Genomic DNA, 20,301 nt, shown 5'->3' on the forward strand with positions numbered 1-20,301 from the left:
TCAGGTGTACCAAGTGGGTTCCGGGAGTTCGTTCAGCAGCGCGTAAGCGCCGACTTCGCGCCGTTTGTAGGCGACCGGGTCGTGCAGCGAATGCGTGCGCAGGTTCCGCCAGAAGCGGTCCAGGCCGTATTTCGTGGCGCTCGCACGGGCGCCGGTCAGCTCGAAGATCTTCGTGCCGATCTCGAGCCCCGTTTCGATCACGCGCTGTTTGGCGGCGGCGATGAGGACCGCGATCTCGCCGCGTGCTTCGGGGGTCAGGTCTTCACGCGGCGCGTGCAGCACGGCCGAAATCGCGGTCCCGGCCTTGTCCACCAGCGCTTCGGCGGCCCACAGCTTCGCTTGGAGGTCGCCGTAGCCGTCGAGGATGTACCACTCCTCGCCGGCGGACGTCTTGTCGTCGCCGCCGTACGGCCACGCACGCGTGTGCTCGCGCGTGTACGCCAGCGCGGTTTCGAGGGCTCCCTGCGCGATACCGAGGTAGAAGTTGGCGAACACCAGCTGGATCGCCGGGACGTTGAGCGTGTTGTAGGTCAGGGGGTGGAACTTCTTGTCGACGTAGCCCGCCGCGCTAGCCCACGGGACGCGTACGCCGGCGATGGTCACGCTTCCCGATTCGGTGAGCCGCTGGCCGACGTTGTCCCAGTCGTCGTGGAAGACGATACCGTCCTGTGTGGACGGAACGATGGCGAAGACGTGGTCTTCGGTGCCATCCAAGACGCCTTCGAGCACGGTCAGGTCGGAGACCTTGCCGCCGGTGGAGAACGACTTGTGTCCGTTGTAGACGATCTCGTCGCCGTCCTCGGTGATCTTCAGGTCGGAGTCGCGGGGGTTGACCGCCCCACCGAAGAAGAAGCTGTTCCGCGTATACAGTTCTTCGACCGCGGCGACCTGGTCTTCGGTCGCGACCAGCCGCGCGGCCCATGCCCAGAGATAGTGGTAGCCGAGCAGCTGGCCGATCGAGCCGTCGCCGCGCGCGACCTCGCGGGTCACGCGGTAGGCGGTCTCCCAGCTTTGGCCGCCACCGCCGTGCTCGACCGGGCCGAGCAGTGTCACCAGGCCGGAATCCTTGAGCAGCTGGACTTCCGCGTAGGGTGTTTCGTTCTTCCGGTCGCGCTCGGCCGCGTCCACCGCCAGTTCGGCGGCGACCTTTTTCGCCGCGGTCAGCCATTCACTGGCGGATCGGACCCGGTTCTCGGTCGTGGTCATGGGTGAATTCCGTTCTGTGCGAGGGCGAACGGGAATTCCGGGCAGGGCGGAGTGCCCGGAATTCCCGGGTGGTTCTCAGAGTGGGCGCGGAGACTTTTTCAGGCCGGACAGAGGATGCCTTCCATGCGTCCGAGTAGAGCAGTGGCACTACGGGGTGTCAACGAACGTCCGCGCTCTGAGATCGCGCCCCCGCGATCAGAACCAGTGCAGGCAGTGCGGAGCACGCTCCGTCCGGAAAAGAGCGTCGGCGAGCGCGGCCGCCTCCGGGCGGTGGGCGCGGATGTGCCCCGCCCGCACGAGCGTGCTCGGCACCGTGCCGCCGAGGTAGATCGAGCCCAGGTCGCTCACGTCCAGGGACAGGCCGGGTTCCCGCTCCGTCGGGACACAGTCCGCCTCACCGTTCCGGACGGTGAGCAGGTAACGGCCGTGCTCGCCGAGCGCCGGGTCGTCGACGTCGAGGACGAGTTCGCCGTCCGTGGACCAGCGGCGGGCGGTGAGCGCGCGGGGGACGTCGAGCAGCCGCACCCAGAGCCAGTCCGTGTCGCCGCCTGCTTCGCCGGCGCGGAAGTCTTCGAGCTGCCATCGCAGCGGATGGTCGGGCGGGCAGTGCTTGAACACGATCTCGGTGACGAGGTCGTGTCCGAGCAGGAACCTGGCCAGCGCGGTGGACACCGCGTCGTCGGTGGCGATGGTCTCGTCGACGGTCAGGGTGCCGGGTTCGGTGAGCGAGTAGGAGGCGTACCCGTCCGGGACGCCGTCGGCGTCGCGATGAACGGCGATGTAGCGCGACGCCCGGGAGATCGGCGGCTGTCCCGCTCCCAAGGACCACCAGCGGTGCGGGCGCGACAGCGCGCCGGGCCGGGCGCGGCGATACCGGTCGTAGATCTCTTCCAGGATTTCGCCGCATTCGGCCCGGCGCAGCAGTTCGACCGAGCCGGTGGTCACCTCGCCCGCCCGGGGGACGGCGAGGGCGGCCTGATGGCGTGGCACCGTCAGACGCCGGGTGTAGGTCGCCGGTCCGTAGCCGAACCGGCGGTAGATCAGGGCCTCCGACGCCAGCAGGACGGAGAGGAATTCGCCCCTGGCCCGGAATTCGGCGAGCTGGTGCCGCATCATCGCGCTCAGCACGCCTTGCCGCCGGTGCGAGGGAAGGACACCGACGGCGGTCACCCCGGCGGCCGGGACGACGACCTCGCCGGGCAGCGTGAGCTCGAAGGAATACGCGGCGGCCGTGCCGACGGGCCGCCCCTCCTCGGTCACCGCGAGCAGGCCTCGGTCCATTTCGAGCGCGGACCAGGTCTCGCCCGCGGCGTCCGGGAACCGGGCGAACGCGCTGAACATGGTGTCGACGAAGACGGTGCGGTCGTCGGCGGTCGTGGAACGGATCTTCATCGGCACAGTGCATTGCCGTTCCCCGGCGGCGTCAAGCGATTTGCGGTTCGAGGAACCCGGCGTACCGGCCGCCGAGCCGGGCCAGTTCGCCGTGGCTTCCTTCTTCCGCGATCCGGCCGCCGTCCAGGAAGACCACGTGGTCCGCCCGTTCGACGGTCCGCAGCCGGTGCGCCACCATCACCACGGTCCGGCCGGCCATGAGCCGTTCGATCCCGTCGTGGACGGCCGCTTCGTTGACCGGATCGAGTGCGGAAGTCACCTCGTCGAGCAGCACGATGGGCGCGTCCTTCAGCAGTGCGCGCGCGATCGACACCCGCTGGCGTTCCCCGCCGGACAGCAGCGCGCCGCCCTCGCCGACGTTCGCGGACCAGCCGCCGGGCAGCCGATCGATCACCTCGTCCAGCCGCGCCGCCGTCGCGGCGGCCCGCACTTCGGCGTCACCGGCGTCCGGGCGCCCGAGCCGGACGTTCTCTTCGATCGTGCCGTCGAAAAGGTAGACGTCCTGGAAGACGATCGCGATCCGCGACATCAGGTCCTCGGTGCCCATCGCGCGGACGTCCACCCCACCGACGCGCACCGCTCCCGAATCCACGTCGTGGAACCGGGCGAGCAGCTGCAGCACCGTGCTCTTCCCGGCGCCCGAAGGCCCGACGACGGCCAGCGTCTGTCCTTCGTGGACGGTCAGCGACACACCATCGAGTACCGTGCGGTCGCCGCGGGTGAAGACGACCGACTCGAGCTCCAGATCGTGCCGCTCCGGCCGGACGGGTTGTGGTGGTTCCGGCAGCGGTTCGGTCCGCAGCAGCGCGTCGAGCCTCGCCAGCACCGAACGCGCGCCGCGGAGCTTGCCGCCGATGTCCGTCAGCGAGAGCAGCGGATCGGCGCAGCGCGCGGCCAGGACGAGGATCGCCACGACCTCGGCCGCCCCGATCTCCCCACCGACCGCGAGGAAGGCACCCAGCGTCAGCAGGACGGTGAACATCGCCTGCACCGTGAACGTCAGCCCCACGACGCCGGGCAGCGCCGACAACGTGGACCGGCGGTTCGCCCGTTGGAGGTCCTGTAGCGAGTCGTCGAGCGACCGGAATCGTTCCGCGGTCCGGCCGCCGGCCCGTAGCACCGGCTGCGCCTGCAGATACTCGATCACCCGGCCGGTGGCCTCGGTGCCGCGTTCGGCGGCCTTGTCGTCGGCGGCGGCCATCGACCGGCCCGTCCAGATCTGGATCGCCGCCACGACCGGGACGGCCACCAGCGCGGCCAGCCCCAGCCGCCAGTCGAAGACGAGGATCACGAACACGATCGTCAGCGGCGTGACGCACGCGGAAACGAAGGGCGCCAGCAGATGCGCGATCACGCTCATCGCTCGCAGGACACCGGGGCCGGCCAGCGCCGACACCTCGCCGACCCGGTTCCCCCGGTACCAGCCCATCGGCAACCGGGCGAGATGGTCGCCGAGCCGGTGGTACATCCCGCGCAGCAACGTCGTCCCGGTACGGAAGCCGGAGAGATCGGCGCGGTAGCGCAGGATCGCGAACACCGAGAAGGCCGCGCCGAACGTGATCAGCCACGGGACGGCGTCGCCCGGAGTGCTCCCGAGCAGCGCCCGCAGCAAGGGGACCAGCAACGCGTAGGACAGTCCTTCGACGACCCCGGTCGCCGTCATCAGCGCCACGGTCCGCCGCACGGGCGGGGCGTGGCCGGGTCCGAGGACACTCAGCAACATCCGGATCATCGTGGTTCCCCCTGTGCTTCGGCGGACTGCCGGGAACGCCAGAAGGCGGCGAATTTCCCGTTCTGTGCCAGCAGATCCGCGGGCTTGCCGCGTTCGGTGACGGTGCCGTTCTCCAGCAGTACGACGGTGTCGGCGTCGACGACCGTCTCCAGGCGGTGGGCGATGACCAGCACCGTCCGGTCGGCCCGTGTCGTCGCGAGCGCCCTTCGCACGGCCAGTTCGGTCTGCGGGTCGGCGAACGCGGTGGCCTCGTCGAGCACCAGTACCGGCGTGTCGGCGAGCAACGCGCGGGCCAGCGAGATCCGCTGAGCTTCGCCACCCGACAGCCCGGTTTCCTCCTGCAGCACCGTTTCGTAGCCACGCGGCAGTTCGAGGATCCGGTCGTGGATGTTCGCCAGCCGGGCGGCGCGGACGACGTCGTCGAGACCGGCGTCCGGCACGGCCAGCGCGATGTTGTCCGCGACCGACGCGCGCAACAGGCGGACGTCCTGGAACACGAAGGAGACTTTGCGATACAGCTCCTGGCTGCCGACTTCGCGCAGGTCGACGCCGCCCAGCAGAACCGATCCTTCGACCGGGTCGAAGAACCGCGGCAGCAAAGTGACCAAAGTGGACTTCCCGCCGCCCGAGGGCCCGACGAGCGCGGTGACGGTACCCGGTTCGAGCACCAGGTCGATTCCGCGCAGGACTTCGCGATCGGCCTCGTAGCCGAAACGGACGTCTCGCAGTTCCACGCGATGTCCTTGCGGCGCAAGGGGATTCTCCGGTTCCGGCAGCGGCGGCACGCCGAGCACGTCGCGGATCCGGCCGGTCGCGCGCCAGGCCGCCTGCAGTTCGTCGAAACCGTGACCGAGCGCGGCGACGGGGGCGGTCAAACCCAGCCCCAGTACCAGAAAAGGCAGGAGATCGACCGGGGCGAGACCGCCACCGATGATCAGGAACGTGCCACCGATCAGGACCACCAGCAGGACGAACGGCGGCGACAGCGCGAGCTGCATCCCCGCCGCCGGCCCGGCCATCCCCCGCACCCACCGGGTGAAGGTGGCGACGAAGGCGTCCGCGGCGGTGCGGAACCGGCGATGGGCGCGGCCCGCTCCGCCGAACGCCTTGACCACGGCGATGCCCTGGACGAATTCGACGACCGAATCCGAGATCCCCGCCATGCCGCGGTCGAACTCCTCCTGCTCGCGCAGCCGGGCTGGAGTCATCATCAACGGGACCACCGCGACCGCCAGCACGACCGGGATCAGCGTGATCAGGGTGAGCCGCCAGTCGATGGTGAGCAGGTAGACCAGCGACACCAGCGGGACGACGAAGGCGGAGACGAGTTCGCCCGGCGCGTGGGCGATGAACGGGTGCACGGCGCCGACGTCCTCGCCGACGACCTTGGCCAGCTCACCGGTGCGGCGCCCCGAAAACCAGCCGATCGGCACGCGTCCCAGCCGTTCGGCCAGCAACCGGCGGAACGTGAGCTGGACCCGGCCGTCGAGAAGATGCCCGATGCCGGACGACGCGGCCGTGAGCACCAGCCGGACGAACATCCCGGCCGCGCCCACGGCCACGGCCGTCCACACGCGGCTTTCGTCGACCGGACCGGGCGCCAGTAGCGTCCTGCCCAGCTCGACGACGGCCAGCAGCGGTGCCAACCCCGAGATGGCGCCGATGATCTGCAGGAGCAAGACGGCGGCGAAACTCCCGGCGAAGGGGCGAAGCAGCTTGCCTGTCGTGGGTGCGGTCATGACCCGGCCAGTGCGCGGCGCAGGACGTCGCCCAGTTCGGCGAGCTGGCGGCGCGACACCTCGGCGGTCAGGATCGCCTGAGATCCGTGGAAGGTTCCCGCCCACTGGTGCAGCTCGACCGAAACCCCCGCCCGCAGCAAACGGACCGCGTAGTCGATGTTCTCGTCGCGGTTGGGGCACAGCTCGGCGCTGGCCATGTACACGGGAGGCAGTCCGGAGAGATCGGTAGCCCGCGAAGGTGCGGCATACGGCGAAGGTGCGGGCTTTCCGTCCAAGTAGTGCCGCCACATCGCGGCCACCTTGTCGCGGTTCATCCACGGCGTATCGGTGAAGTTCCGCGCCGACCACGAGTCCCGCCGGTCGTCGAGTCCCGGCTGGTTGAGCAGCTGGAAGCAGATCCGCGGGCCGCCTTCGTCGCGTGCCCGCAACGCCGTCGCCGCCGCCAGCCCGCCGCCCGCGCTGTGCCCGCCGATCGCGATCCGATCCGGCGAGACGCCGAGTTCCGCCGCGTGGTCCGCCGTCCAGTTCAGTACCGCGTAGACGTCGTCGAGCGCGGCCGGGAACGGGTTCTCGGGAGCCAGCCGGTAGCCGACCGAGATCACCACCGCGCCGGAGCCCTCGGCGAGCCGGGCGGCCCACGGGTGTTCGGTCTCCAGATCACCCATGACCCAGCCGCCGCCATGCAGCCAGATGATGGCGCCCTGGGCTTCGTGCGGCCGGTAGATCCGGATCGGTACCTCGGGTTCGCCGGGCACCATCCGGTCTTCGACCTCCATCGCCGACGTGTCCGGCCGTGGCACCGAGGTGGCCAGTTTCGCGTAGTTCGCGCGTTCGCCGATCGGATCGTCGAGTTTCGCCGGCGGGAAGAGGGCGATGAAGGCTTCGAGTTCGGGATCCATGACGACGATCCTTCCGGCTCCCGGCCCGGAAGGCGGCCGCCATCCGTCGCGCGTGAGCGCCCCTTCGCGCGACGATCGCCGCGTACGCTCGCGGACATGGAGGCACTGGCCGCGCGGTTGTCGCATCTGGATCCCGACGTCGAGAGCACGATCCGGATCGTGATGTTCTACGACACCCTGATGCGGCGACGGGTCGATCTCCCCGCGCTCGCCAGGGCCACCGCGGGCCTGTCCGAATGCGTCGCCGGCATCCGGGTGCACAGCACGGGACACGCCATCCGCATGGCGCCCGACGGCCGCGAAGCCGCTCCCACGTCCGTGCCCGTGTCCACGACGACGCCGGTCACCCTCGACGACGAAGAGATCGGCACGGTCTGGCTGGAACGCGAGGGGGAGCCCGTCGCCCTCGACGAAGCGGTGCTGGACCGCCTCGCGATCGCCGTGGCGACGGTCGTCGAACGGTACGGGCCCGCGCGCACCACCATGGCCGACCCGGCGCTCGTGGAACTCGTGATCAGCTCCGCCAGCGACGAGGCCGCGCGGAACCGGGCCCTGCGGCTGCTGGGTTTCCCCGGCGACGCGCCGATCCGTGTGGTCGCCGTCCGGTCCGAGCGCCCGCTGGAGAAGATCGGGGGCCTGATCTGCCCCGGCCGCCCGGTCAAGGCCGCGTCACTCGCCGACGTCGGCATCATCCTGGCCGCCGCGGTGGATCCGGCCCGGTTCCCGGAAAACGTCCGGGCGGGGATCGGGGACACCGAGTGCCCGCATCGGTCCTGGCAGGACGCGAGGACCGCGCTGCGGTTCACGACCGCGCGCCGTCCGGTGATCCACTACCGCGACCTCGGAGCCCTGGCGCTGCTCGCGCGGATCCCGGAGGAGGACACGAGGGCCAACGCCGACGTCGTCGCGATCACGGACCTTGCCGCGGATCCGGAGGACCTGCGGACGCTGGACGCCTACTGCGCCACGGGTTCCGTGCGCCAGGCCGCGGATTCCCTGCACCTGCACCACAGCAGTGTCGCGCGACGGCTGACCCAGATCGGCAAATGCCTGGCCATCGATCTGACCGACCCGCTCGGCCTGACCCGGGCGAGGCTCGCGCTCACCGCCTGGCGCCTGCTCGGCGAGTGACTACCTAATGATCTTCGCCGAGTACTCAAAAATCCGTTCCGGCCGTCATGGAAATAAATAGGTAGCCCGCGCGAACTTTCGTCGGTTTCCGGCTTCCCTTGGCACGACACAGAATCAGCGCGTTCGTCCCCACTTCGAGCGGCCGGGACCCGGCCGCGGAAATGAGCCGGAACATGCGACTGCGCTCCCTCGTCCTGCTGGCCGGCACCGCCTTCATGGCGCTGCTCGGCTCGACCGCTCCCGCCGCGACCGCCGCCGAACCCTCGGGCGTGCAGCCGATGATCATCGGCGGCCAGTACGCGCAGAGCGGCCCCTGGGCGGCCCGGCTGTTCGTGAACGGCCAGCAGAACTGCACCGCCACGATCATCGCGCCGCAGTACATCCTCACCGCCAAGCATTGTGTGGCCAGCAGTGGCAGCTACACGTTCCGGATCGGCAGCCTCGATCAGCAGAGCGGCGGCACCATGGCCACCGCGGCGAGCATCACCCGCCACTCGGGCGCGGACCTCGCCATCGTGCGGCTGACCAGTTCGGTCAACGCCACCTACGCGCCGCTCGGCACCACGAGCAACGTCGCGGTCGGCCAGAACGTCCAGGTCTACGGCTGGGGCGCGACCAGCCAGTGCGGTTCGGAGATCAACTGCCAGTCCCGTTACCTGAAGGTCGCCACCGTCCGGGTGAACTCGGTCAGTTGCAGTGACTACAACGGCGGGGTCGCGGTCTGCGCGAACCGCGTCGACGGCATCACCGCCGGCGGTGACTCGGGCGGCCCGATGTTCTCCGGCGGCCGCCAGGTCGGTGTCGCCTCGACCAGCGACCGGTCGAACAACACCGCCTACACCAACATCACTCGCTACCGCAGCTGGATCCAGCAGGTCGCCGGCGTCTGACCCCCCTCGTGAGTGGTACATGATGGCCCCCTTCGTTGCGCCTGGCGCAAGGAAGGGGGCCTTCATGTACTTGGGGAAGGTGTGGAGGTCGAGTTTCCTCGGCTGAGCCGAGGGAAGGGGGCCTTCACGCGCAGCCGCTGTGACTGCTGGGGCTGGTGGTGTTGCTGAGGCTGAGGTGGCGATCGTGGAGTCCGTGAAGGCCTCCTTCCCTACCTTCAGGGTAGGCAAGGAGGCCTTCACGGACCCGCGACCGTCTGGCCGCCACATTCAGCAGGTACCTAAGACACCCTTGGTCCCAACCGTCCTTACCACTCACGAGCCTTAACACCGATCCGCCACCCGCTATTTGTCAATTGACACTCAACTCCGGGCCGATCGACGCGATAATGTGGCGGTCGGCGCCGTGGGTCGGCGCCGTGGACCTTGGGAGGGGGCCAGTGGCGCGACCGACGCGGGCTTTCGACCGCACGATCGTCGTGGTGGACGTCGTGGGTTTCACCGCGCCGGACCGCAACCGCCTCGACCGGCTCGCCGTGCACCAGGGCATGTACGAGGTTTTGAAGATCGCGTTCGCCGAAAGCGGTGTCGACTTCGATTCGTGCTCTCACGAGGACCGCGGCGACGGCGTCTTGGTCCTGCTTCCGCCCGGAACGACCAAAAGCCTGGTCGCCGACCTGCTGCCGGATCGCCTCGCGGTCGCCCTCCGCCGGTACAACCACACGCGGACACCGCAGGCGCAGATGCGGCTGCGGGTGAGTCTCAACTCCGGCGAGGTGATCGACGACGGCAACGGCTGGGTCGGGGACGCGGTCGATATCGCTTTCCGCATTCTCGACGCGCCACCGGTGAAAGAAGCCTTCGCGGAATCCCATCGGATGATCGCGTTCATCTCATCGGAGCGGTTTTTCGCGGACGTCATCGAGAAGGACCCGGGCCTGTTGCCCGAGTTGTACCGTCCGCTACCTGTTTCGGTGAAGACTTTCACCGGAATGGCTTATTTACGACTGCACGGGGAAGTCAACGCGGCGGCCGATTCGGTGGTGGTGCGCGCCGAAGAACTCTTTCCGGCCGACCTGGAAGGCCCCGTTCTGGAGTTGATCCCCCGCAAGGATCTGGTGGGCCTGCGCCGTCATCTGACCGGAATGGAAGTCCCGAACCCGGCGATCATGGTGAGCCGGGCGCTCGGTCCCGCGATCCCGGCGCCTCCGCTGGACGGCGTCACCGACGCGTGGGAGGTCTTTCGGCTGCTCACCGACTTCAACGCGGGACCGGACGGGATCCCGCCCGCGCTGACTTTTCTCGGGCTGCTGGCCGAAAACTCGGGAGACCGGCCCGACGCGATGATCGAGGGCTGGATGACCGGCCAAGCCCGGTCACTGCGGCTCGGCCCCGCTCTCGGACATCAGCGACTGACCAGGACGCCCATTCCGGATCGCCCGCATCTGCATTTGATGATCATGCTCGAACCGGTTTCCGCAGATCCGACGCGGTGCACGCTCGCATTCTGGAGACAGGACGATCCGGACGTCTGGCCGCCGCCGCTCGGCGGCGTACGCGAAATCGGAATCGAAGAGGTCGAACTCAGGGTCGATGACGTCATCCTGGAGACCGAGGGCGTCTGGTCGGGCCAGAGCATGTCCGCGTCGGTGGAATTCCTGCTGCCCAGGACCTTGATCAATTTGCCGGTGCAGCGCTGGGCGAAGGAGCACGAGACCGGTCAGCCCCAGCCTTTGCGCTACGGGTACCGTCTCGGAATACGCTCTTTGGAGAGGATGCGGGCGAGGCATTGGCATCGCGCATGGCACGTTCGCTGGGATTCGATGGTCAAGGACCCCGCCGCCGACCGGCTGCACTATTCCGGCTGCGCGGAGGTCGGGGAGCATCCGATCGACGCCATCCTGAGCGACGAGCATTGGGTCGGCCTGGTCTTGGCGAAACCCCCGTCACCCCAAGCGAAACCCGGTGGTGTGCCGGACGAATTGACGAGCGCGCTCCGCAGTGGCCTCCCGGTCGTGCTGTGGCATCCCGACGCCGAGCCGGAGACCCTGCGCGAGTTGCTCGACTGGGTATTGGCCGCGGAGAGCGGTTTCATCGAGCTTCCGGATCGCCGCAAACTGGCGAATTCCGGGATGGCGGTACCGTTCAAGAATTCTCTGGCTCACGATCTGGTGGTAATGTGGGACGACCCCAAACGCGTGATCGTTCTGGACCAGCCGTTGATCCCGACTCGACTGTAAGGGGATGCCGCGGATGAGCGGGAACGATCAGGACGCGGCCGTGGACGGCCGGACTCCTCGGCTCGACGCACCCGATTGGTGGATCTACCGGGGCACCGGTATGCCCATGCACGACATCGACCTCGCGCAGTTGTTGCCCGCGCCGCCGCCGTGGCGTTCTTATCGTGGTGACCCGCCACCGGAGAACGACGTGCCGCCGCCGGACGACGGCGAGGCGGAACGTCGTCTCGGTACCGCGTTCACGCTTTCGGAGCAGGACGCCGACTCCGGCGAACTGAACATGGTGAACGCCGCCCTCTATCTGAGGCGTCCGTTGCTGGTCACCGGGAACCCGGGGACCGGGAAGTCCAGCCTCGCGTACCGGATCGCCAGGGAGCTCGGCCTCGGCCGGGTGCTGCGCTGGGCGATCACCAGTCATACCGCGCTGAGTTCCGGGTTGTACGGCTACGACGCCATCGGCCGGGTCCAGGCGGCGGCGACCAGCCAGGCCCAGCGCGGCGGCGAGGCCGAAGAACCCCCGATCGGCGATTTCGTCCGGCTCGGCCCGCTGGGCACCGCTTTCCTGCCCAGCAGGCTGCCGCGGGTCCTGTTGATCGACGAGCTGGACAAGTCCGAGGCGGATCTGCCCAACGATCTGCTGTCGATCTTCGAGGACGGCGAATTCTCCATCGAGGAATTGGCTCGCGTGCGCAACCGGCACCCCGAAGTCACCGTGCACACCGCCGATCCGCAGCGCACCGCCGTGGTCCGTGACGGCCGGATCGCCTGCCACGCCTTCCCGATCGTCATCATGAGCAGTAATGGGGAACGGGAGTTCCCGCCCGCGTTCCTCCGCCGCTGCCTGCAGTTGCGGATCGAGAATCCGGACGAGGAGCACCTGGCCGCGATCGTGGCCGGGCATCTGGTCGGCGAGAACGGCGAACACCGGGACAAGCTCATCCGGGATTTCGCCGAACGGAGCAAGGCGGAAGGCGGTCTCCCCACCGACAGGCTGCTCGACGCCGTCTATCTCGCGACGTCGGGCGCGTACCAGCCGGATCAGGAGGCATGGCCGCGGCTGGTGGACGCTCTGTGGCAACGACTGACGGTGCGGTGACATGGCCGGGCCGGGCGGTGTGTCCGACTCGCGTTCCGCCCCGGCGGCGGAGCGGCGGGACACCGGTTTTCCCCCAGGGGGCAAGCGATTCGGATTCGAGGACCTGAACTGGACCGACGTCGCCGACATCGTGTGGCTGGCCGCGGCCATCTCGCCGCCGCGGGCCGGCGGCGGCTCCGCCCCGGCCGAGGAGCCGGAGCGGACACCCGAGGGCGGGCGGATCCGTAACGCGCCCGCCGAGCGCGGGGAGATCCCGGAACTTCCCGAGCCGCGGCCGACCCGGCTCGTCGACGCCCCGGCGGAGGACGCGGAAGACGGTCAGGTCGTCGCGATCGAGGCCGTACCCCATGAGCTGCCGGAACCCGCGGTGGACGGCGACGGGCCCGGGGGAGCGGTACTCCTCGAATCGTTGGAGTACTTCCGCGCGTTGAGAACCCTGAAACGAGAGATGGCCTCGCGGCGACACAACAACGTGGTCCTGGACGAAGTGGCGACCGCCGTCCGGGTAGCGGAGACCGGCCGGTGGTGGCCGGTCACCCGATCGAGAAAAGAGCGCTGGCTGGACCTGACGCTCGTCCTCGACAACGGTCCGTCGATGGCCTTGTGGCGCCCCAGGGTGTCCGCGTTCGTCGAATTACTCCGGCAAGTGGGCGCTTTCCGTACCATCCAGGTCCGTCTGTTGGAAACCGCCAAGGACGCCGAAGAGGATTTCGTTCTTCGTGGTGGCACGCCCGGCGCGCCCGCCCGCGATCCGGACGAGATCATGGATTCGTCGGGACGGCGCGTGGTTTTGCTGCTGACCGATGGGGTGGGTGACGCCTGGCAGAAGAAGGACGCGCTGTACCCGATGCTGGCGCGGTGGGGCAGGAGGATGCCGGTGAGCATCGTGCACCTGCTCCCGCAATGGTTGTGGGGCCGGTGCGGGATGAGCCCGCACAAGGCACGGTTGAGGATCCCGAACGCGGTGGCGCCCAACGGCCGGTGGAAATGCGACCTCGCGGACGCCTGGCTCGAACCCGGCTCGAAGGTGCCCGGCCATCTCGTCCCGGTGCCGGTGCTCGAACTGCGGCCGAGGTCGCTGGGCTGGTGGGCCGGACTGATGACCGGCGAAAACGACGACACCGTGGAAGGAACCGTCGTCCTCGCCACGGAACGGATTTCCCAGTCCGATTTCGATGACCGGCCGGTAACTTTGTCACCCGCCGAACGAGTACAACGATTCCGCAGTGTTGCGTCGCCGCCAGCGCTACGCTTGGCGCAGTTACTCGCGGCGGTACCGGTCCGTCTCGATGTGGCGAAGCTGGTGGGACAACGATTCGTGCCGGAAGCGGGGCCGGAACACCTCCTCGAGCTTTTGCTTTCGGGGATGATGTACGCTCCCGCACTCAGGGAGGGCGAGTCCACTTGGGACACAGACGGGGTCTTCGCTTTTCCCGAGGCAGTCCGGGAATTGCTGCTCAGCGGCGCGCGGCGGTCGGAAACGGCCAATGTCGTCCGAGTGGCCGCCACCCATTTCGGTGACCGGATCCGGTTGATCGGCCACCTCCGAGACGCCATCGCCGACCCGAACAACACACCGGACCCAGACCTCACCCGCGAGTCCCCGGCCGATGTGGAGCTGGAAACCGCGCTCATGCGCGCCCTTTCCGGGCCGTACCTGTCCCGGGCGGACCGGCTGCGGAACGCGGCAGCAACCCAAGTCCTCGAACTACACGTATCTGAACCAAAGACTGTGAGCTCAATGATGCCTGAGACGGCCGAACGTCCACCTGCCTCGACACCTGTGACACAGGGACGCTCGTCTTATCTCAGTGAGCCCGAAGCGAACGAGCCGACGACCCGGATCGTGCACCCTTCGGCGTCGGAAACCTCCCGGAACTTCCCCGCCCGCCAGGCCGATGACCCGCCACTGGTCTTCGGCAACGTCCCCCCGCGGAACCCCAACTTCACCGGCCGCGACGAATTGCTCGACCAGCTCACCAAACGGTTGAGCAGCGGCACCACCGCCGTGCTCCCGTCGGCGTTGCACGGCCTCGGCGGTATCGGCAAGACCCAGATGGCCGCCGAGTACATCTACCGGCATCTCCACGATTACGACCTCGTCTGGTGGATCGACGCCGCGCACACCACGCAGATCCGCGCCGGTCTCACCGAACTCGCCGGTGTCCTCGGCCTGCAAGGCGCCGCCGAAGCCAGCGTCGCGGTCCCCGCGGTCATCGAGGCGCTCCGGACCGGGCGGCCCTTCCGCCGCTGGCTCCTGGTCTTCGACGCCGCGGAGAGCCCGGACACCGTGCTGCCGTTCTTCCCGCGCAACGGTCCCGGCGAAATCCTGATCACCTCACGGAACTCCGACTGGGCGGGTATCGCGCGTCCGCTGGAGCTGGCGGTGTTCAAACGCGAGGAAAGCGTCGAGCTGCTCGGCCGGCGTGGCCCGGAGATCGACCCGGCCGACGCCGAGGAACTCGCCGAGAAGCTCGGCGACCTGCCCTTGGCCGTCGAGCAGGCGGCGGCCTGGCGCGCGGTGACCGGGATGCCGGTACAGGAGTATCTGCGCCTGTTCGACGAGTCGGTCGAGGAAATCCTCGACACCGCTTCGGCGCCCGACAACGAGGTTTCCGTCGCCGCGGCGTGGAACGTTTCGTTCGAGGAACTGAAGACCCGCAACCCGGCGGCCCACCAGATCCTGCACATCTGCGCCTTCTTCTCCCCGGAACCGATTTCGCGTGACCTGCTCACCGGGGTCAACCGAGTGTCGATCTCGCCGGAGCTCGACGCCGCGCTGCGCGACCCGATCAAGCTGGCGCGCGCCATCCGGGACATCAACCGCTACGGCCTCGCCAAGATCGACCACGGGAACAACACTCTCCAGCTGCATCGGCTCGTCCAGCTGGTGCTGCGCAACCGGGTCATGGCCCGCCAAGTGCACGCCCGGATGCAGCACGGTGCCCACCAGCTGCTCGCCGCGCTGGACCCCAACGACCCCGAGTCCAGCAGGCACTGGTCGCGCTACCGCGAATTGCTGCCGCACGCCTACGCGGCGAACGTCCTGGACTGCGACAACGACTGGCCGCGTCAGCTCTACATCAACCTGATGCGTTACCTGTTCGAGTACGGAGATCACGAAGAGGCGGCGCGGCTCGGCCTCGAAGCGCGCAAGCGCTTCACCGACGTCCTCGGCCCCACCCATCCGCAGACGCTCGAAGTCTCGTCGAGGCTCGGGCTCTACCTGTGGGCGATCGGCCGGTACGCCGAAGCCGCGGAACTCAACCAGCGCACTCTCGCGCTGCGCATGCAGATATCCGGTGAAGAGAACGAGGAGACCTTCGCGCTTCAGCGGAACATCACCATCGATCTCCGGGCACAGGGCGATTTCGCGGCGGCGACCAAACTGAGTGAAGAGATCCTTCAGAAGGCCAGGCGGATGTTCGGTGACGACGACCCGGAGACACTGTACGCCGCGTATCAGCACGCGATCAGCCTGCGGCTGGCCGGCGCCTACCGGGAGGCCTTGGAACTGGATCAGGACACCCTCCGGCGGCGGATCGAGGTCCTGGGTCGCGATCACGTCCGCACCTTCAGCGCCAACAGCGCGAGGAACGTGGACTTGCGTGAAGCCGGCGAATACGGCCAAGCCCGGATTCAGCAGGAAAGGCTGACGGAGAACTTCACCGCCCGTTTCGGCGCGGACCAGCTGGACTCGGCGGGTAACTCGCTCCTGCTCGCGGTGGCCAGGCGGAAGGACGGCGACCACCCGGGGGCGCTCAGCGTGTCCACGGAGGTCCTCAAGAGGTTCCGGCTCGCTTATGGCGATGACCACGGCACGACGATGGCCTCCGCGCTGGCTCATTCGATCGATCTTCGTCACTCGGGTGATTTGGCCGCGGCGAAGAAGCTCGGCGAGGAGACCTTCGAGCGATACCGGAGCGGTCTCGGTGAGCATCATCCGCATACCCTCGCGGCGAACGTAGACCTCGCGGTGACGTTGCGGTTACAGGGCGACCCCGCCGCCGCCCGTGTCCTCGACGAGCGAGCCCTCGAGCAGTTCCGCGCCTCCATCGGCCCGGACCATCCCTATGCCATCATCGCCACGATCAACCTGGCGAGTGACCTGGCGGCGTTGGGTGAACTCGATCGGGCGGTCGAGCTGGGACGAGACGCGATCGAGCGTGGTACGCAGGTGCTCGGCGAGGAACACCCCACGGTCCTGGCGGCGTCGTTCAACCTCGGACTGGATCTGGCCGCGCTCGGCCGGACGGAGGAGGCCGCGCCGTTCCGCGACCCGATCCTGGCACGGTACCGCCGGGTGTTGGGCGAGGCCCACCCGGGAACGCAGGCGGCCGGTCGAGGTACCCGTGCCAACTGCGACATCGACCCGATCCTGATGTGACTCAACCCGGCACGAGTTGCCCGATCCAGGAGGCGATCTCCTCCACGGTCGGCGGCCGGGGGCCGGAGCGCAGGGGCCGATGTACCGCGCGGACCAGCTCGGGACAGTGCAGCAGGGCGCGAGCGGCAGGGTGGAGGCCTCGGGCGGAGAGCGCGAGGCCCAGCCCGGCCAAGGAGTTCGGCCGGTCCGGATCCACGGCGAGTTCCCGCCGGTAGCTCTCCACGGCGTCGAGGTGATCGCCCGCGGCGTAAGCGATATCGGCCGCGGTGGCGCCGGGTACCGTCGGCGGTCGCCCGTCCGGCGACCGTGTCGTGCCGCCGAGGGTGAGCCGGATGAGGTCCGTTCTGGCCTGGGACCAGGCTCCGTCCGGGACCGGCGTCGGGGGAAGGCTTGTCGCGTCGAGACTCGCGGGAGGCCTCGGTCTTCCCGTGAGCCATGCCGCCGCCAGTTCGGCGACGACGGACGGATCCGGACGCAGGTGCCGGGCGCGCCATCCCGCGAGGTGATCGCGGCGGGCGGCCGTGGCCAGTTCGTTCGCCTCCGCCGATACCGGCTCGCTCTGCCACGGCCCGAGGCGTTCGGCGATGCCGTCGAGGAAGCGTCGGCCGGCATCGGTCAGGGTCGAGTCCACGCGCAGCGCCTGCAGGGTGCGCCACGTCTGCTCGCGCCAGTAGGCGAATTCGAATTCGGAGCGCCGCGGACTCTGCCCGGCCCTGGCCAGTGCGCGCCAGAAGGCGGTGACGCCGAAGAAGGCGTAGACCCCTTGGAAGGCACCGCTTAGTGGGCGCGGATCGTCTCGCCAGGCCACATAGATCCGCTCGCGGGGGTCCGGCTCGTACAGCTCGACGAGGTGCAGCAGGCCCCCGAGCACGATGTGCTGGAACTCGTGGATCAGCGTTTCGGCGAGCGCCGCACCGTCGGTGGGCAGTCCGACGACCGCGCTGCCGAACGCCTCCCCGGTCGACGCGCTCGGATTACGGAAGAGCACCTGGGGTTTCGGAACCAGGGACGCCAATCCCACCGGCATGATGCGGGCCAGATCGGGCAGATGGGTGGTGACCAGACGGCACGCCTCGTCGATCAGCCGTTGCCAATCCGCCAGGTCCTTGCCCGGTAGCCGTTCCGGCGGGATCGGTTCGTAGAGCCCGCGATAGGGATCGAGGTCGTCCAGCCACAGAGAGAATCGGTGCGCGCCGACCCGGCTTCGTACCCGCCGGATTCCCCACCAGTCCGGGGCATCTTCCTCGGGTGCGCCCGGTAGGCGAACCGTCGTGCCGTTCGATATCGAGTACCCGCCGTTGACACCCTGGACGACGACCGAAGAAAACGGTCCGGTGTCCGAAAATCTGGCCATCCCGAGTGAGGGGAGGATGGCGTTGCCGTGCCACGCCGGGATGGAGGTCTCGAAATCCAGCTCCGCCCGGATCGCCGCGGCCGCCGCGATCGCGTGCGCGTGCCCCAGGTGCATCCACAAGGGACCGACGCCGTCTATTCCGTTGCGGAGCAGCCGAGTCGTATAGCCCGCCCAGCTGCCGGTGTACGGATTGGTGAGCATCCGGTTCACCGCGCGGGGTGCTCGTGCTTCGGCACGTGCGAGGAGCTCCCAAGCGGAATCCAGCGACGGTAACGGTCCCGAATGATCCGGTGTCTTCGTGGCTTCGGTCAGCAATGCGTGGATCAACAGTTTGCGACGGCTCCGTTCGGCTCGTCGCAGACGTCGTGCCATGTCCTCGTCTCCGTCAAGACGCGCGAGCGCGTCGAAGTCCCGCCATGACAACCGGTGGAACGTGGGATGAGGCCCGGCTGATGGCGGCATCAGTCGATCCGCTCGCCGCCTCCGGTGTTATTGCCGCTTCTGTAGCGCGCGCGGACGAGGGTGGTGCGTTCGACGACCCGGCGCGCCGAATGGCGGAAGGCCTCACTGTCCAGCTCTCGTAACGCGGTGAAGGAGACCGCGTCGAGATCGAGCAACGCCGATTCGATGTCCGGTTCGGTGTCTGCCGAGAATGAACTCATCGTGCCGATTCCCTCCAGCCCGTGGAACGATTACGAGAGCTGAACCTCGACAAGGATAGCCGAGATTTCGTGCTGGATCAGGCCTCGGCGGCCGGCGGGGGCCGTCCGGCCGCCAATTCCCGTAATGCGCGAGGGCTGGTGATGGTGACGCGCTGGCGCGCGGTGCGCACCACCCCCAGCCGCCGGAGTTCGTCGAGGCCGCGGATCAGGGTGCTGCGCGAGACCCGCGCGAAGCCCGCCAATTCCCCTTGATTGAAGCGGAGATCGACGTGTTTTCCGGCCGTCCAGTCGACGGAGTGCTGTAGTGCCAGTTCGAGGAGAACGGCGGCGAGGCGTTGCGGGAAATCCGGGCCGCCGGATTCGAGACGCAGCCTGTCGGACTGCTGAAGCCGGATCGCCGCGGTCCGGAAGATCTCCTCGGCGATCCGCGGCTGGTCGCGTAATACGCCGAGGAATTTCTCCCTCGGCACGACGAGGGTGTGCACCTCGTCGATCGCCGACATCGTCGCGGAACGGGGGAGTCCGCTGATCGGGGCCAGTTCGCCCACGATTTCCGCGGGGCCACGGGCGGCGAGCGGGGCGTCCTCGCCGCGATAGTTGGTGGCGCTGATCTTCACCCAGCCCTGCAGGACGACGAACATGCTGGTGGGCGGACTGCCCTGGAGGGCGAGGATCTGGCCTGGCCGCCACACTTTCAGGTGGCCTGCGCGCCGGAGGGCGGACTGCTCCGCGGGGGTCAGCCTCCGCCAGGTTCCCAGGCTCCCGTTTTCAGCCGCGGCGGAACCGGTCATCCTGGCCCTCCGGTTCACCGGGAACCGGATCGGTGCTGTGTTCCATTTGACGCATCAGCCACTCCCCCGACTCGTCAGCATGGTCAGTGGGCAGAACGACCCGGAAGTTTCGAACCGCAACCGGTAATTGTGCCAGGCACGGGGTGACTTCACCAGGCCTCGGCCAGGCGACGGGGGAGGGTGTCATGCGCAGCGCCGAAAGTGTCATGGGACGGCCGAAAGATCACCGTCACCTGCCCGCCGGGCAGAATCCGCGGACGCCCAAGGCGTTCGGCCGAAGACCGGTGTTCTTCGCGCCGCATCCGCCGCTGATGTCCGGCGGCTGGTATCAGGGCGACGACCACGAGGTCGTCGGCCCGGGGCGGTATCCGGTTCCCCGCCCGCCCGCCAAATCGGTGAAAACCGCGTTGCTGTGGGCGCTCTTCTTGGGGCCGTTGGGCCTTTGTTACGTGTCACCCGTCGGTGGCCTGATCGCGACGGCGGTCTCGGTCACCGCGATCACCTTCGGCGGGGCCGCGCTGATGGCCGTGATCTGGCCGGTCGTCATGGTGCTTTCCTTGGCGGCCTTGTCCAGGCGCCCGGACAACGACGGGAGATGACGTCCGGCCGGTTTCGGGCCGGGTGAACCGGGTGGGGGACGCTCAAGGGGGGCGTCCCCCACCGCGGTTTTGGCCTCGTGAGTGGGGGGGGGGGGGGGGTTGACCAAAAACCAAACACACCCGGGGGGGCCCAACACAAAGACCACGAGAAATGTTGCGCAGATAAGGCACGCCCGGCCCCCCACG

General features: G+C 68.6%; 14 protein-coding genes. 6 read left to right on the forward strand and 8 right to left on the reverse strand.

Annotated elements, in window-relative coordinates:
- The 5 genes from ACIRGA_RS27770 to ACIRGA_RS27790 form a co-directional block, all read right to left on the reverse strand.
- Positions 1-1,206, reverse strand: coding sequence for an acyl-CoA dehydrogenase family protein (locus ACIRGA_RS27770; RefSeq protein ID WP_400946106.1), 1,206 nt, complete (start codon positions 1,204-1,206; stop codon positions 1-3).
- A 195-nt stretch (positions 1,207-1,401) separates the two neighbouring features.
- Positions 1,402-2,598: a GNAT family N-acetyltransferase gene (locus tag ACIRGA_RS27775; protein ID WP_400946109.1), complete on the reverse strand. Its 1,197-nt coding sequence runs from the start codon at positions 2,596-2,598 to the stop codon at positions 1,402-1,404.
- 31 nt (positions 2,599-2,629) lie between these two features.
- Positions 2,630-4,330 (reverse strand): ABC transporter ATP-binding protein, encoded by a 1,701-nt coding sequence (locus tag ACIRGA_RS27780; protein ID WP_400946111.1) that lies wholly within the window; start codon positions 4,328-4,330, stop codon positions 2,630-2,632.
- Complete coding sequence (locus tag ACIRGA_RS27785) at positions 4,327-6,069, reverse strand: ABC transporter ATP-binding protein (protein ID WP_400946113.1); 1,743 nt, start codon at positions 6,067-6,069, stop codon at positions 4,327-4,329. The genes ACIRGA_RS27780 and ACIRGA_RS27785 overlap by 4 nt, the downstream gene beginning before the upstream one ends.
- The gene (locus ACIRGA_RS27790; RefSeq protein WP_400946115.1) at positions 6,066-6,968 is read right to left on the reverse strand and encodes an alpha/beta hydrolase; all 903 of its coding nucleotides are present in this window, start codon (positions 6,966-6,968) and stop codon (positions 6,066-6,068) included. The genes ACIRGA_RS27785 and ACIRGA_RS27790 overlap by 4 nt, the downstream gene beginning before the upstream one ends.
- Positions 6,969-7,064: 96 nt before the next feature.
- Between ACIRGA_RS27790 and ACIRGA_RS27795 the strand changes: the two genes are divergently transcribed.
- The 5 genes from ACIRGA_RS27795 to fxsT all read left to right on the forward strand — a co-directional run bounded on the left by ACIRGA_RS27795 (position 7,065) and on the right by fxsT (position 16,709).
- Positions 7,065-8,099: a PucR family transcriptional regulator gene (locus ACIRGA_RS27795; RefSeq protein ID WP_400946117.1), complete on the forward strand. Its 1,035-nt coding sequence runs from the start codon at positions 7,065-7,067 to the stop codon at positions 8,097-8,099.
- Positions 8,100-8,272: 173 nt separating this feature from the next.
- Positions 8,273-8,989: a S1 family peptidase gene (locus ACIRGA_RS27800; protein WP_400946120.1), complete on the forward strand. Its 717-nt coding sequence runs from the start codon at positions 8,273-8,275 to the stop codon at positions 8,987-8,989.
- Positions 8,990-9,426: 437 nt separating this feature from the next.
- Complete coding sequence (locus ACIRGA_RS27805; RefSeq protein WP_400946122.1) at positions 9,427-11,226, forward strand: hypothetical protein; 1,800 nt, start codon at positions 9,427-9,429, stop codon at positions 11,224-11,226.
- Positions 11,227-11,239: 13 nt separating this feature from the next.
- Positions 11,240-12,322, forward strand: a complete 1,083-nt coding sequence (locus ACIRGA_RS27810; RefSeq protein WP_400946124.1) for an AAA family ATPase — start codon at positions 11,240-11,242, stop codon at positions 12,320-12,322.
- A 1-nt stretch (position 12,323) separates the two neighbouring features.
- Positions 12,324-16,709, forward strand: a complete 4,386-nt coding sequence (gene fxsT / locus ACIRGA_RS27815) for an FxSxx-COOH system tetratricopeptide repeat protein (protein WP_400946126.1) — start codon at positions 12,324-12,326, stop codon at positions 16,707-16,709.
- Position 16,710: 1 nt separating this feature from the next.
- On the opposite strand, the gene ACIRGA_RS27820 is transcribed toward fxsT, so the two are convergent.
- From ACIRGA_RS27820 to ACIRGA_RS27830, 3 genes are all read right to left on the reverse strand, one after another.
- Complete coding sequence (locus tag ACIRGA_RS27820; RefSeq protein WP_400946128.1) at positions 16,711-18,435, reverse strand: aKG-HExxH-type peptide beta-hydroxylase; 1,725 nt, start codon at positions 18,433-18,435, stop codon at positions 16,711-16,713.
- A gap of 89 nt (positions 18,436-18,524) precedes the next feature.
- Positions 18,525-18,725, reverse strand: coding sequence for a hypothetical protein (locus ACIRGA_RS27825; RefSeq protein WP_400946130.1), 201 nt, complete (start codon positions 18,723-18,725; stop codon positions 18,525-18,527).
- A 77-nt stretch (positions 18,726-18,802) separates the two neighbouring features.
- The gene (locus ACIRGA_RS27830; protein ID WP_400946133.1) at positions 18,803-19,516 is read right to left on the reverse strand and encodes a Crp/Fnr family transcriptional regulator; all 714 of its coding nucleotides are present in this window, start codon (positions 19,514-19,516) and stop codon (positions 18,803-18,805) included.
- A 185-nt stretch (positions 19,517-19,701) separates the two neighbouring features.
- On the opposite strand from ACIRGA_RS27830, the gene ACIRGA_RS27835 reads away from it, so the two are divergent.
- Positions 19,702-20,115: a hypothetical protein gene (locus tag ACIRGA_RS27835; RefSeq protein WP_400946136.1), complete on the forward strand. Its 414-nt coding sequence runs from the start codon at positions 19,702-19,704 to the stop codon at positions 20,113-20,115.
- Positions 20,116-20,301 lie beyond the last annotated feature (186 nt).

This window comes from Amycolatopsis sp. NPDC102389 (assembly GCF_044765885.1).
Lineage (GTDB): Bacteria > Actinomycetota > Actinomycetes > Mycobacteriales > Pseudonocardiaceae > Amycolatopsis.

Bases quoted from the DNA above. Each gene is read 5' to 3' on its own strand.
- ACIRGA_RS27770 (WP_400946106.1), bottom strand. From the start codon at position 1,206: ATGACCACGACCGAGAACCGGGTCCGATCCGCCAGTGAATGGCTGACC.
- ACIRGA_RS27775 (WP_400946109.1), bottom strand. From the start codon at position 2,598: ATGAAGATCCGTTCCACGACCGCCGACGACCGCACCGTCTTCGTCGAC.
- ACIRGA_RS27780 (WP_400946111.1), bottom strand. From the start codon at position 4,330: ATGATCCGGATGTTGCTGAGTGTCCTCGGACCCGGCCACGCCCCGCCC.
- ACIRGA_RS27785 (WP_400946113.1), bottom strand. From the start codon at position 6,069: ATGACCGCACCCACGACAGGCAAGCTGCTTCGCCCCTTCGCCGGGAGT.
- ACIRGA_RS27790 (WP_400946115.1), bottom strand. From the start codon at position 6,968: ATGGATCCCGAACTCGAAGCCTTCATCGCCCTCTTCCCGCCGGCGAAA.
- ACIRGA_RS27795 (WP_400946117.1), top strand. From the start codon at position 7,065: ATGGAGGCACTGGCCGCGCGGTTGTCGCATCTGGATCCCGACGTCGAG.
- ACIRGA_RS27800 (WP_400946120.1), top strand. From the start codon at position 8,273: ATGCGACTGCGCTCCCTCGTCCTGCTGGCCGGCACCGCCTTCATGGCG.
- ACIRGA_RS27810 (WP_400946124.1), top strand. From the start codon at position 11,240: ATGAGCGGGAACGATCAGGACGCGGCCGTGGACGGCCGGACTCCTCGG.
- fxsT (WP_400946126.1), top strand. From the start codon at position 12,324: ATGGCCGGGCCGGGCGGTGTGTCCGACTCGCGTTCCGCCCCGGCGGCG.
- ACIRGA_RS27820 (WP_400946128.1), bottom strand. From the start codon at position 18,435: ATGGCACGACGTCTGCGACGAGCCGAACGGAGCCGTCGCAAACTGTTG.
- ACIRGA_RS27825 (WP_400946130.1), bottom strand. From the start codon at position 18,725: ATGAGTTCATTCTCGGCAGACACCGAACCGGACATCGAATCGGCGTTG.
- ACIRGA_RS27830 (WP_400946133.1), bottom strand. From the start codon at position 19,516: ATGACCGGTTCCGCCGCGGCTGAAAACGGGAGCCTGGGAACCTGGCGG.
- ACIRGA_RS27835 (WP_400946136.1), top strand. From the start codon at position 19,702: ATGCGCAGCGCCGAAAGTGTCATGGGACGGCCGAAAGATCACCGTCAC.